At 66.7% G+C, this 13,055-nt stretch carries 11 protein-coding genes; 3 read left to right on the top strand and 8 right to left on the bottom strand.

Annotated features, from left to right (window positions below; genetic code table 11):
- Positions 1 to 5: 5 nt before the first annotated feature.
- Together CJ014_RS02700 and CJ014_RS02695 are read right to left on the bottom strand one after the other, a co-directional pair.
- Positions 6 to 470, bottom strand: coding sequence for a RidA family protein (locus CJ014_RS02700; RefSeq protein WP_100078955.1), 465 nt, complete (start codon positions 468 to 470; stop codon positions 6 to 8).
- Between the two features lie 209 nt (positions 471 to 679).
- Positions 680 to 2,767, bottom strand: a complete 2,088-nt coding sequence (locus CJ014_RS02695) for a methyl-accepting chemotaxis protein (RefSeq protein ID WP_100078954.1) — start codon at positions 2,765 to 2,767, stop codon at positions 680 to 682.
- A gap of 344 nt (positions 2,768 to 3,111) precedes the next feature.
- Here CJ014_RS02695 and CJ014_RS02690 point away from each other — a divergent pair, with 344 nt between their 5' ends.
- Positions 3,112 to 4,053 carry a cell envelope integrity EipB family protein gene (locus CJ014_RS02690; protein WP_100078953.1) on the top strand — a complete coding sequence of 314 codons (942 nt, stop codon included), beginning with the start codon at positions 3,112 to 3,114 and terminating at the stop codon, positions 4,051 to 4,053.
- A gap of 108 nt (positions 4,054 to 4,161) precedes the next feature.
- Here CJ014_RS02690 and rpmG read toward each other — a convergent pair whose 3' ends face one another.
- The 4 genes from rpmG to CJ014_RS02670 all read right to left on the bottom strand — a co-directional run bounded on the left by rpmG (position 4,162) and on the right by CJ014_RS02670 (position 7,121).
- Entirely contained in the window at positions 4,162 to 4,329 is a 168-nt protein-coding gene (gene rpmG, locus CJ014_RS02685; RefSeq protein WP_026782960.1) for a 50S ribosomal protein L33, read from the bottom strand.
- Between the two features lie 108 nt (positions 4,330 to 4,437).
- Complete coding sequence (locus CJ014_RS02680) at positions 4,438 to 5,634, bottom strand: MFS transporter (protein WP_100078952.1); 1,197 nt, start codon at positions 5,632 to 5,634, stop codon at positions 4,438 to 4,440.
- Positions 5,635 to 5,655: 21 nt separating this feature from the next.
- The gene (locus tag CJ014_RS02675) at positions 5,656 to 6,855 is read right to left on the bottom strand and encodes an FAD-dependent oxidoreductase (protein ID WP_100078951.1); all 1,200 of its coding nucleotides are present in this window, start codon (positions 6,853 to 6,855) and stop codon (positions 5,656 to 5,658) included.
- 20 nt (positions 6,856 to 6,875) lie between these two features.
- The gene (locus CJ014_RS02670; protein ID WP_100078950.1) at positions 6,876 to 7,121 is read right to left on the bottom strand and encodes a zinc-finger domain-containing protein; all 246 of its coding nucleotides are present in this window, start codon (positions 7,119 to 7,121) and stop codon (positions 6,876 to 6,878) included.
- Positions 7,122 to 7,251: 130 nt separating this feature from the next.
- Here CJ014_RS02670 and CJ014_RS02665 point away from each other — a divergent pair, with 130 nt between their 5' ends.
- The gene (locus CJ014_RS02665) at positions 7,252 to 7,998 is read left to right on the top strand and encodes an alpha/beta fold hydrolase (RefSeq protein ID WP_100078949.1); all 747 of its coding nucleotides are present in this window, start codon (positions 7,252 to 7,254) and stop codon (positions 7,996 to 7,998) included.
- Between the two features lie 66 nt (positions 7,999 to 8,064).
- Here CJ014_RS02665 and clpA read toward each other — a convergent pair whose 3' ends face one another.
- Both clpA and clpS read right to left on the bottom strand, forming a co-directional pair.
- Entirely contained in the window at positions 8,065 to 10,473 is a 2,409-nt protein-coding gene (gene clpA / locus CJ014_RS02660; protein ID WP_207765651.1) for an ATP-dependent Clp protease ATP-binding subunit ClpA, read from the bottom strand.
- Between the two features lie 9 nt (positions 10,474 to 10,482).
- Positions 10,483 to 10,848, bottom strand: coding sequence for an ATP-dependent Clp protease adapter ClpS (clpS, locus tag CJ014_RS02655; protein ID WP_100079327.1), 366 nt, complete (start codon positions 10,846 to 10,848; stop codon positions 10,483 to 10,485).
- A 591-nt stretch (positions 10,849 to 11,439) separates the two neighbouring features.
- On the opposite strand from clpS, the gene CJ014_RS02650 reads away from it, so the two are divergent.
- A complete protein-coding gene (locus CJ014_RS02650) occupies positions 11,440 to 13,050 on the top strand; it encodes a D-alanyl-D-alanine carboxypeptidase (RefSeq protein ID WP_100078948.1) in 1,611 nt (536 codons plus the stop codon).
- Positions 13,051 to 13,055: the final 5 nt, after the last annotated feature.

The raw sequence follows: 13,055 nt of genomic DNA, 5'->3' as shown, positions 1-13,055 counted from the left end.
TTGCCTCAGGACACCTCGATGATGGCGTCGATCTCCACCGCGACGCCGAGCGGCAGGGCGGCGACGCCGACGGCCGTACGGCTGTGCTTGCCCTTGTCGCCGAGGACGTTAGCGATGAGATTTGACGCTCCGTTGACGACCTGCGGCTGATCGGTGAATTCCGGCGCGGAATTGACGAAGGCATTGAGGCGGACGACCCGCACGATGCGGTCGAGGTCGCCGACGGCCGCCTTCACCTGCGCCAGGATGTTGAGGGCGCAGAGCTCGGCCGCCTTCTGTCCGCCGGCCACGTCGACTTCGACGCCCAGCTTGCCGATGACGGCGGCGCCGGCCGCCGTCTTGGAAATCTGTCCCGAGACGAACAACAGATTGCCGGTGCGGACATATGGCACGTAGTTGGCGACGGGGGCGATCGCCTCGGGCAGCGTCAGGCCGAGGCCGTTGAGGGCGGATTCGACGGAACTGGTCATTTTCGGGAGATCTCCGGAATGGGTGGCCCGGCGGGCCGACTCCGGCATTTGCATCCATCCGAAACAATCCTCGGAGCAAATGCCGGAATCAAAAGAACCACCGGCAATCTACCGCTTCCGGCGTCGTGGGGAAGCCCCCAGGCTGGGCCTGGGGGATTACCGGCAACCGGACCCCATGTCCGTCCTCTCCGGGACGGCCGCCCGGGAAATCAGGCGGCGCGAACGGTGACGAGGAAATTCCCCACTTCCCGCCGCAGCATTTCCGCCTGCTGGCTGAGTTCCGCCGCCGCCGACAGCACCTGCGAGGACGCCGCGCTCGACTCTCCCGCCGCGGTGGTCACGCTCACGATCGCTTCGGACACCTGGGCGGACCCGACCGATGCCTCCTGGACGTTGCGGGCGATCTCCCTCGTCGCCTCGCTCTGACCGTCGACCGCCTCGGCGATGGACGAGGCGATGTCGTTCATGCTCTCGATCGTGCCGCCGATGGCCTGGATGGCGGCGGCGGCATCGCCGGTGGCGTTCTGGATGTTGCCGATCTGGGTGCCGATTTCGGCGGTGGCCCTGGCGGTCTGGTCGGCAAGCTGCTTGACCTCGGCGGCGACGACGGCAAAGCCCTTGCCGGCCTCGCCGGCCCGTGCCGCCTCGATCGTCGCATTGAGGGCCAGGAGGTTGGTCTGCGAGGCGATGTTGTTGATGAGATCGACGACGGCGCCGATTTTCTCCGCGGCGGTCGCCAGCCCCCTGACACGCTCGTTGGTATGATCGGCCTCGACCACGGCCTTTGAGGCGATCTCGGACGATTTCGCCACCTGCCGGGCGATCTCGGCGACCGACGAAGACATCTCCTCGGTCGCCGAGGCCACCGAAGCCACGTTGGCGGAGGCTTGTTCGGAGGCGGCGGCCACCGACGACGACTGCGTCTGGGTTTCCTCGGCGGTCACCGAGAGCGACCTGGCGGAGGCCTGAAGCTCGGTCGCCGCCGACGCGACCACCTCGACGATGCCGCCGACCGCCCGGTCGAACCGATCGGCCAGCTCGTTCATCGCCGCGCGCCGGCGCTCGGCTTCGAGGCGCTCGTTATCGACGCGTTCGGCGCGCAGCCGCTCGGTCTCCTGCATGTTGTCGCGGAACACCGCCATGGCCTTGCCGAGCGCGCCGATCTCGTCGCCCCGCGTCTGGTAGGGCACGTCCACCGAAAAATCTCCCCGCGCCAGGATCATCATGCGGTCGCGAATGACCTCCAGCGGCTTCAGCACCCGCCGCTGCACGAACAGGATCGTGCCGGCCGCCACCAGAACGGCGCCGACGAGGAGTGCGGTCTGCAGCCAGAAGTCTCTCTCCGCCGACTGTCGCGCCGCCACCGCGTTGGTCCGGGCAATGGTCAATGCCGCGTTCGCCACCTCGAGGAGCTTGGTCAGCCGCGGTGCGTTGTAGGTGCTCCAGCTCAGCGTATCCATGTCGGCCTTGCCGCCGGCAATGGCCGTCTTGAGCAGGTCGGTCTGCCGCTCGACGCTGCCCGACAGGAAATAGTCGCGATCGGCGGCGGCAACCGCCTCGGCGAACGCCGGCGGCAACGCGACCCCGGCGCTCATTTCCTTGATGGCCTGCCAGGTCACGCGGGCGCTTGCCATGTTGGTGAGGTAGCTTTCAAGCGCATTTGCCGAAGGGCCGGCCGGACCGAGGGCGTCGGCCGTCACCGTGGACGCGTCGCCGGCGGCGCTCCTCATGGTCCAGGCAAGGGCCTTGATGTCGAGCAGACGATCGGTGAAGCCATCCTGCAGGCGGACGCTCTGGGCGATCCTGGACGAGGTTTCGTTCAGGAGATCGATCATCGCGGTGGACGCAGCGGTATATTGGCCGGCCAGGTCCCCCGGCCGATCGGCCCTGGCCCGCCCGAATGCCGCAAGACTCTGCTCCTGCAACGATTTGAGCCGGTCGTGTGCCGCCTGAAGCCGGACGGCCAGTTGGCCGCTCTCCGGCAGGCCGGACGCTTGCAGGATGGAGACCGCCTGCTCGATCGCCGGCATCTCAACGGCGCGGGCCTTGTCGGCCTGCTCGGCAAAGCCGGCGGCGTCGTCGGCCGCAAGTCCGCGAACCGTATTGGCCCGGTCGACGCGCAGATTGTGCAACGCGTCGAACATCGACGAGGTCGCCTGTGCGACCGCCTCGATTCTGACGCTCGCGATCGCATGTCGCCAGGAACTCCATGCGCCAAGCGATAGCTGCACGAGCGAGGCGGAGACCAGCACCCCAATGACCAACTTGAGGATCAAACTCACGGACAGGCGGTTCATGACGGGATTCCAACTGTTGAACTTGGCCAACCGCTACCCGTCAATCTTTAATTCTATGTCTATATACGTACGTAATTTCTAGCGTATTGCCCGGTTATGCGCCCTTGCAAGGGTGCCATGCAGAAATAGACTTGGTCGGCGTCCGCCAACGCCGGCCGGCCTTGCCGGGAGATACTGTCGGCTCCACCGACCGCGCCCATCCCGCCGGCGAGGGCAACCCGGCCGGCTGGAGGCACGCCCTGCCCGCTATACGATCGGTTGATGTTTACGCGACTATACGTGCTATCCTGTGTCCATTCATCCGCATACTCAACGAATCCATTTGCAGACACGCCGGGGACCTCATGAAGAATGCGCTTTTCCGATCGGCGGCGATCGCCTGGGCCTTTTCGGCGCTGATCGAGCCGACGTTTGCCGGCGGCCTGGCACCGCATCGCGTCGCCTATGATCTGTTCCTCGAGAGCAATCCCCAGATGAGCGACCTCAGCGTCAACATGAAGGGACGCATGGTCTACGAATTCACCGGCAACGCCTGCGAGGGCTACACCGTCAGCTTTCGCTTCGTGCTGGAAACCGGCGACGGCGAGGGCAACTCGGCGGTCACCGACCTCCGCAACAAGAATTTCGAGAGTGGCGACAGCCGGAGCTTCGATTTCAAATCCCAGACCTTCGTCAACGACGTGCAGACCCAGGACGTCAACGGCACGGCCGTCCGCGAAGGCGACAAGGTCAACGTCAAGCTGAAGCTCACCGAGAATACCGAGTTCACCATCGACAAGCCGGTGATGTTCCCGACCGCCCAGCTCATCAAGACCATCGAGGCCGCCGAGAAGGGCGCCACCGTCTTTTCCGACGATGTCTACGACGGCTCGGACGGCGGCCAGCACGTGTTCCACACCTCGACGGTGATCGGCTCTCCTCGCGCCACGCCGCCCGACGAGAGCGAGAAGCCGATCGGCGACATGCGGCGTTGGCCGGTCACCGTCTCCTACTTCGGCGCCGATGCCGGCAGCGACCAGCCGCCGGACTACTCCATCTCCTTCGACCTCTGGGAGAACGGCGTCTCCTCCAGGATGCGTCTCGACTACGGCGACTTCGTCCTCAACGGCAAAATCGCCCACTTCGAGCTGTTGCCGGAGACCCCGTGCGCCGAGTCGCCGGCCGCTGCGGCGCCGGCCGACGACAAGCCGGCCTCTGAGGCCGCTCCCAAGGCGGAGGACGATAGCCGAAAGGCCGGGCAGGAAAACAGTGACGCGCCGGCGGCCGGCGAGAAGCCCGGCAAGTGACGCGGCGGACGCCGCCGGCCCCAAAAGCAAAAAGGCACCCGGAGCGGGTGCCTTTTTCATCGATCTCGTCCGGGCCGGGCGCCCTCGGCGCGGCCGGCCAGGGCCGGATCACTTGATCTTGGATTCCTTGAACTCGACGTGCTTGCGCGCGACCGGATCGTACTTGGTCTTGGTCATCTTCTCGGTCATCGTGCGCGAGTTCTTCTTGGTGACGTAGAAGTACCCGGTGTCGGCGGTCGAGACGAGCCGGATCTTGATGGTCGTTGCCTTGGCCATGGCATCCGATTCCTTGTGCTTGTTGACGGTGACAGCCAAAGCGGCTGGACGCCCCACGCGGGAAGCGTCGTTCGTTCGGCGGGCACCCTAGTCGAAAGCGCCCGAAAGTCAAGACGAGCTTGGCCGTCCGTCGGCATTTGGCTCGGGTACCCGGCGGATGCGACCGAAGGCGAAAACGGCATAGCCGGCAAGGATCAGCACCGGCACGACGACCAAGCCCTGCGGTCCCAGCGCGTCCATGCCGACGCCGGTCGCGGCCGGCCCCACCAGCATGCCGACCGAGTACATGAAAATGAACGCCGCGTTGGCCGAGGCGAGATCGCTGCCGGTAAGACGCGCGCCGAGATGGGTCAATCCCACCGCGTAAAGGCCGGCCACCAGCCCGCCCCACAGCCCGATCGCCAGCATGAGCAGGGATATCACCGACGAGACCGCCGCGACCAGCGCGGCCGAGGCGATGCCGCCGAGGGCGATGTAGAGCAGGAGGCGCCGCCGATCCATGCGGTCGGACAGCATGCCGAGCGGCAGTTGCGCCACGATGTTGCCGATCGCCACCGCCATCACCAGGAGCGCCGCCATCTGCTCGCTGTAGCCGAGGCGGAGACCGTAGACCGGCGAGAAGCTCATCACCGACGATTCGACGGCGCCCACCGTGAAGGCGGCGAAGGTAGCGAGCGGCACCACGGTGAGGAAATGCAGGAAGTTGCCGCCCTTGCCCTCGTGCATCGGCGGATCGGCCCGGAAGCCGGCGACGATCGGCAGGATCGACACGGCCATCAGTCCGGTGCCGACGGCAAACGGCAGCCAGCCCTCCGAGCCGATCAGGCTGAGGATCGCCGGCCCCACCGCGAAGCCGACGGACAGGATGGTGGCGTAGACGCCCATCACCAAGCCGCGCTTTTCAGCCGGCGCCAGCGCGTTGATCCAGAATTCCGAGACGATGAAGGCCGTGTTGAGACAGAGCGAGAAGACGAAGCGCAGCACGAACCAGACGGCGATCGAATCGAAGACGTAGAACAGCGGGAAGGTGACGGTGCCGAGCACCACCGCCAGCAGCAGCACCCAGGCGGCGCCGAACCGCCGCGTCAGCGCCGGCACGAAAGGCGTGCTGAGCAGCGCCGCGACGCCGGCCGCCGTCGTCACCAGACCGATGGTCGAACTGGAATGGCCGCGCTGCTCGAGGATGACGGCCAGAAGCGGCATGCCGAGCGACAGCGAGGTGCCGACCGCCGAGATCGCTCCGATCGCGGCGGCGAGACCGGCGAGGCGGCGCCGGTCGAAACGGTCCTGGGCGGGTGGCGTCATGGTGGGAATCCGTGGAAAGGACTAGCCTTCTACCGGACGCCAGCCGTAAATCCAATCCATGTTGTTGAAGAGCCGCTCGGCGCCGAGCAGGCGCATGCCGAGGTTTCGCGCCTTGGCCGGCGCTCCGCCGAGATGGTAGACGAACCCGTTGCGCCGCGCGGCGGCCGCCACCTTGTCGGTGCGTGCCTTGCGCCCCTCCGCGAACTCGACGAGCCGCTCCTCGATATCGTCGCCGAAGCCGGCCGCCAGCACGTTGGCCAGCACGCGCGCATCCTCGATGGCCATCGCCGCGCCCTGCGCGACGAAGGGCGGCATGCCGTGCACGGCGTCGCCGATCAGCACGGTCCGCCCCTTGGTCCATGGCGTGTTGCGCGGCGCCTCGCAGAGCGCCCACTTCCGCCAGTTGTCCGGCATGGCGACCAGCTTCCTGACCGGCTCCGGCCAGTCCTCGAAGGCGGCCTGCACTTGAGCCGGGTCGCCCGGCACGTCCCAGCCATCGTCGTTCCAGGCGTCGTCGATGGCCGCGACGAGGTTGATCTCCCGTCCCGCATCGATGGCGTAGTGGACGAGATGGGCATGCCGGCCGAGCCAGAGGCCGGTTTCGTTGTGCCGGAAGGACTGGGCGAAGAAGCCCTCGGCCTCGAAAGTGGCGCGCCAGGCGGTGCGGCCGGTGTAGACCGCCGGGCCGCCGCCGATCACCGTCTCGCGCACCATGGAGCGGACGCCGTCGGCGCCCACCAGCACGCAGCCGGCAAAACGCACCGGCTCGCCCGCCTCGCGGCCTTCGACCGCCACGCCCCCTTCATCCTCGCCGATGGACGTGATGTCGACGCCGAGATGCAGGGTGACGCGCGGCTCCTGCTCGACGGCGGCGAGCAGCGTTCCCTGGAGATCGGCGCGGTGGATGACGATATAGGGCGCGCCGTAGCGCTCGACCATCGCCTCGCCGAGCGGCATGCGCAGAATGAGGCGGCCGCTCGCTCCGTCGCGAATGGTCACCGCCTCCGGCCGCACGCCCGTGGCGTCGAGCGCCGAACCGAGCCCGAGGTGAAAGAGGATCGACGAGGCGTTGGGCGACAGTTGCAGACCGGCGCCGACCTCCCTCAGTTCGGGCGCCCTGTCGATCACCGTGACCCGCACGCCGGCCCGCGCAAGACACAAGGACAACGTGAGGCCGGCAATTCCGGCCCCAACCACCACCACCGGTAAGTGATCCGGCATAGCTCCATCCTTGGCGTGGATCAGGCCGCTTTCGGCTGCCACGCGGCGTCCTTGGGTTCCGATTCGGTCGGCTTGAGCGACGGATCGTAGCGATAGACGGTCGAGCAATAGGAACAGACCACCTCGACGTCATCTCCCATTTCCAGGAAGATGTGCGGATGGTCGAAGGGCGGCTTGGCGCCGATGCACATGAATTCCTTCGCGCCAATCCGGATGGTCGTCACCCCGGCGTCGTTGGCGAAATGAGGCACGAAAGTGTCGGCCATGCACGATACCCTTGTTGAAATCCGTGAGTTCCCGAAGCATACCGGCAAGATGACAACAAGAACAGTCCCTTTGCGGCAAAAGCTCGGGACTTTGCGGAACGGCGCCGCCGGCGCGATGGAGGTTCGTCCCATGCCGGGCTTTTCGACCGCCGACGGCGACTTCGCCTATCTCGATGAGGGCAGCGGCCAGCCGGTGGTGCTCGTCCACGGCTTCGCCTCCAGCGCCCGCGTCAACTGGCTGGACACCGGCTGGATCGACTGGCTCGTCCGGGCCGGCTACCGGACCATCGCCCTCGACAACCGGGGTCACGGCGGCTCGGTCAAGCTCCACGAGCCCGAGGACTATCGCCTCGACAAGATGTCCGGCGACGTCGAGGCGCTGCTCGATCACTTCGGCCTCGAACGCGTCCGGGCCATCGGCTATTCGATGGGCGCCCGCATCCTCGTCGATTTCGCCGTCCGTCATTCCGACCGTCTGGAAAAACTGGTGCTCGGCGGCATCGGCGGCGCCATGGCGAAGACCGGCCTCGACCGCGAGCCGATCGCCGCCGCCCTGCTCGCCCCGTCCCCCGACGACGTCGCCGATCCGGTCGGCCGCGGCTATCGCCAGTTCGCCGACCAGACCCGGTCCGACCGGCCGGCGCTCGCCGCCTGCATTCGCGGCTACGGCCGCCCCATCGACCCGGCGGAAACCGCCCGCATCGCCGTTCCGACGCTGGTTGCCGTCGGCACCAGGGACGCCGTCGCCGGCTCGGCCGCCGAACTCGCCGCCATGATCCCCGGCGCCGAGGTGCTCGACATTCCCAATCGGGATCACATGCGAGCCACCGGCGACAAGGTGTTCAAGGAAGGCGTCGCGGCTTTCTTCGCTCGATAGAAAAACGGCGCGACCTTTTGGATCGCGCCGTCTCTCTCGACATAATTGACCTTCGGCCGCCTGGATTTACTCCGCCTTGGCGCTTTGCTTGGGGCTGCGCTTGCGTGGAGGCTTCGGCGGCACCGGCGCGTCGGCCACCTTGGCGTCGACCTCCTCCACCTTGCGCTTCAGCGCCGGGTCGGGCAGGCAGTCGAGCTTGAGGCCGACCTCGCCCGCCTCGTTGGTCTCCACCGACACCTTGACGGTGCCGCCCTTCTTCAGCACGCCGAACAGCACCGCGTCGGCCAGCGGCCGCTTGATGTGCTCCTGAATGACGCGGCCGAGCGGACGGGCGCCCATGCGCTCGTCGTAGCCCTTGGTGGCCAGCCATTCGATCGCCGCGTCGTCGAGCTCGAAGGTGACGTTGCGGTCGGCGAGCTGCGCCTCGAGCTGCATGACGAACTTCTGCACCACCGACCGCACCACTTCCGGCGGCAGCGCGCCGAACGGGATGATGGCGTCGAGACGGTTGCGGAACTCCGGCGTGAACATGCGGTTGATCGCCTCGGTGTCGTCGCCCTCGCGCCGGGCCCGGTTGAAGCCGATCGGCTCGCGCGAGAGATCGGCGGCGCCGGCGTTGGTGGTCATGATCAGGATGACGTTGCGGAAGTCGACCTGCTTGCCGTTGTGGTCGGTCAGCTTGCCGTGGTCCATCACCTGCAGCAGGATGTTGAACAGATCCTGATGCGCCTTCTCGATCTCGTCGAGCAGCAGCACGCAATGCGGGTGCTGGTCGACGCCGTCGGTCAAAAGGCCGCCCTGGTCGAAGCCGACGTAGCCCGGAGGCGCGCCGATCAGCCGGCTGACGGTATGCCGCTCCATATACTCCGACATGTCGAAGCGCAGGATGGGCACGCCGAGGATCGAGGCGAGCTGACGCGCCACCTCGGTCTTGCCGACGCCGGTCGGGCCGGAGAACAGGTAGTTGCCGATCGGCTTCTCCGGCTCCCGGAGGCCGGCGCGCGCCAGCTTGATCGCCGAGGCCAGCGCCGCGATCGCCTTGTCCTGGCCGTAGACGACGCGCTTGAGGCTGGTCTCCAGCCCTTCCAGCACCTCGGCATCGTCCTTGGACACCGACTTCGGCGGGATGCGGGCCATGGTGGCGATAGTCGCCTCGATCTCCTTGACGCCGATCACCTTCTTGCGCTTGCCCTCCGGCAGCAGCATCTGGCTGGCGCCGGTCTCGTCGATGACGTCGATCGCCTTGTCCGGCAGCTTGCGGTCGTTGATGTAGCGGGCGCTGAGCTCCACCGCCGTCTTGATGGCGTCCTGGGTATAGCGGACCTTGTGGAACTCCTCGAAATAGGGCTTGAGGCCCTTCAGGATTTCGATGGCGTCGGTGACGGTCGGCTCGTTGACGTCGATCTTCTGGAAGCGGCGCACCAGCGCCCGGTCCTTCTCGAAGAACTGGCGGTATTCCTTGTAGGTGGTCGAGCCGATGCAGCGGACGGTGCCGCTGGACAGCGCCGGCTTCAGAAGGTTCGAGGCATCCATCGCGCCGCCCGAGGTGGCGCCGGCGCCGATCACCGTGTGGATCTCGTCGATGAACATGATGGCGCCGGGATAGTTCTCGATCTCCTTGACCACCTGCTTCAGCCGCTCCTCGAAGTCGCCGCGATAGCGCGTGCCGGCGAGCAGCGCGCCCATATCGAGCGCGAAGATGGTCGAATCCTTCAGGACCCCCGGCACGTCGCCGTCGACGATGCGGCGAGCAAGGCCCTCGGCGATCGCCGTCTTGCCGACGCCGGGATCACCAACGTAGAGCGGGTTGTTCTTGGAGCGGCGGCACAGCACCTGGATGGTGCGGGCGATCTCGTCGGCCCGGCCGATCAGGGGATCGATCTTGCCCTTCAGCGCCTTCTCGTTGAGGTTGACGCAATAGGCATCGAGCGCGTCGGCCTTCTTCTTCTCGGCCGCCGGCCCGCCGCTCGGCGGCGTCTCCTGCGACGGCGCTTCCTCGTCGACGCCGCGCGCCGACCGGCTCTCGCTCATGCCGGCCCGCTTGGCGATGCCGTGGCTGATGTAGTTGACCGCGTCGTAGCGCGTCATGTCCTGCTCTTGCAGGAAATAGGCGGCGTGGCTCTCGCGCTCGGCGAAGATGGCCACCAGCACGTTGGCGCCAGTCACCTCGTCGCGGCCGGACGACTGCACGTGGATCACCGCGCGCTGGATGACGCGCTGGAAGCCGGCGGTGGGCTTGGCCTCCTCGCCGAGCTCGGTGACGAGGTTGTCGAGCTCGGTGTCGATGTATTCGACGAGGTTGCGCTTCAGGACGTCGAGATCGACCGAGCAGGCGCGCATGACGGCGGCGGCATCGGGGTCCTCGACCAGCGACAGCAGAAGATGCTCGAGCGTCGCGTATTCCTGGCGGCGTTCATTGGCGAAAGCGAGGGCCTGATGAAGGGCTTTTTCGAGACTGCGTGAGAAGGATGGCACGATGGACCCTCACTTTTTTTCCATGACGCACTGAAGCGGATGCTGATGGCGGCGCGCGAAGTCCATCACCTGTGTCACCTTGGTCTCGGCGACTTCATAGGTATAGACGCCACATTCCCCCACCCCATGATGGTGGACGTGCAACATGATCTGGGTTGCCTCTTCACGCCCCTTATTGAAGAAACGCTCCAGGATGTGCACCACGAATTCCATCGGCGTGTAGTCGTCGTTCAGGATCAGAACGCGATACATGCTCGGTCGTTTGGTCTTTGTCAGGACCTTGGAGGCTACTCCGGTTCCCGAGTCAGACCCGTTCCCACTCTCCCCGTCCTCGTCGTCGGCCGAAAGGACCGAACGGCGCGTCTCGTCTTCCATCTTCCCGTCGGTCCACCTGCCGGCCACGGAACGACAGTCCGGCAAGGCGCAGGAAACATCTGCCGGTGCCATTCCCGTCACGCCAGCCTGAACCGCCTCAACCACCTTTTCCCTCCGATTGCTTGCCCCGATCTTGCCGATCATTGGCTCATATTGAATCAGGGACAACGGGGGCGCAATTCCAATCTGGAGTCCGGCCCGACACTCCACGCACTTGTGACGGGCCCGACGATCTGTCTGTCTGTATCTGGTAAGGAGTTTCGCTTAGGTCAAGCCATGATGCAATATGGTGAATCGCTGGCAGCCCCCAGCTTTTCGCATGACCCGGGCCGATCTCGCCTCGAACTCCCCCAAAAATGCCGAGTCCTGTTTCGGGACGCTACGAATCCGGAAAAGTCGATTCAAACTTTACGCTTCCGTAACCGCGTTGCCGCTAATTTTGCGACCGTTGCCCGTTGGGCTCAGGGGATGGAGAACGGGTCGATTGGGCTTCGTTCCAGCCGAGCGGCACGGACGAAGTCCCCGGGTTGGCGTTAAGAGGGCGGTCCATTGTCGAGTTTGCGTAGTCTTGTTTCCAAGGTCCTGCACCGCATGGCGGCTCCCGCCGCCGTCGCCGTCATCGCGACGGGCGTTTCCACCGTCGCCATCGCGGCCAAGGAATTCCCAAGCCAGGTCGTTCCTTCGAAATACGCGGCAATCGTCGTCGATACCGCCTCGGGCAAGGTGCTCTACGAGGCCAATTCCGACGCCCGCCGTTATCCCGCCTCCCTCACCAAGATGATGACGCTTTATGTCCTCTTCGAGGAGCTGGAGCGGGGCCGCTTCAAGTTCTCGACGCCGCTGCGCGTCTCCGCGCTCGCCCAGCGGCAGGCGCCGACCAAGCTCGGCCTGCGCGCCGGCGAGACGATTTCCGTCGAGGACGCCATCAAGGGCCTGATCACCCGCTCGGCAAATGATGCCGCCGCCGTCATCGCCGAAAATGTCGCCGGTTCCGTGCCGGCCTTCGCCGACCGCATGACGCGCACCGCCCGCGCCATCGGCATGACCAACACCCGCTTCCGCAACGCCAACGGCCTGCCCGATCCCGGCCAGTACACGTCGGCGCGCGACATGATGAAGCTCGGCGTGGCGCTGCAGGCCCGCTTCCCGCAATATTATCCGCTGTTCTCGATCCGCTCCTACAATTTCCGCGGCCGGACCATCGGCAGCCACAACAACCTGCTCGGCCGCATCAACGGCGTCGACGGCATCAAGACCGGCTACGTCAACGCGTCCGGCTTCAACATCGTCACCTCGGTGAAGCGTGACGGCCGCAAGATCATGGCCGTCGTCATGGGCGGCAAGACGGCCGCCCAGCGCGACGCTCATATGGTGCAGCTCGTCAACACCTACCTGCCCAAGGCTTCGCGTGGTCGCGGCTATGACGACCGGCTCGTGGCCGACGCCATGAACGCGCCGAAGGTGGCGGCCGCCAGCGCGGCGGCGCCGGCCGAGCCGGCCCGCCTCGTCGTTGCCTCGACGCTGCCGCCGCACCCGGCGCCGCTGCCGCGCCCGATGACCGCCGACGCCGGCAACGCCGATCCCGATCCGGCCCTGGTGACCGCCTCGGTCGCCCCGGCGGCGCCGCTGCCGCCGGTCGCTCCGGACACCACGGAAGTCGCCGCCATGCCGGCGCCGGTCGTCGCTCCCGCCGCCGCCCCGTCCCCCGAGCCGGTCAGCCTCGCGACGGCTACCCTGCCGGCGAGCCTTGCCAACGCGCACCTGCCGTCCTCCGCCGCCGAGGCCTTCGCCGACATCGGTCCGGCGCCCCAGAGCGACCCGATGGCCGACCTCGTCGCCCGCGCCGACGTCCACTCGCGCCGCGCCGCCGGCAAAACCGTCGAGGTGGCGTCCGCCGAGCCGGCCAACGTCATGACCGACGCCGTTCAGGCGCCGGCCGCCGCCTCCACCCGCCAGCGGAGCGGCTGGTACATCCAGATCGGCGCCGTCGGCTCGAAGGCCGCCGCCATGGACCTTCTCGACAAGGCGAAATCGGCCGCCCCGCAGCTTGCCGCCGCCAGTCCCTTCGCCGAGGCGTTCAGCAAGGGCGGCTCGACGGTGGTGCGGGCGCGCTTCGGCGGCTTCGAGAACGAGAAGGCCGCCAACCGCGCCTGCGCGGCCCTGAAGAAGAACGACTTCGCCTGTTTCACGATCAGGCTCTGACCGCC

The sequence above is a fragment of the Pleomorphomonas carboxyditropha genome (genome assembly GCF_002770725.1).
Lineage (GTDB): Bacteria > Pseudomonadota > Alphaproteobacteria > Rhizobiales > Pleomorphomonadaceae > Pleomorphomonas > Pleomorphomonas carboxyditropha.
Note: the sequence above shows the minus strand (reverse complement) of the source record. Positions and strands in the feature narration are given on the sequence as shown.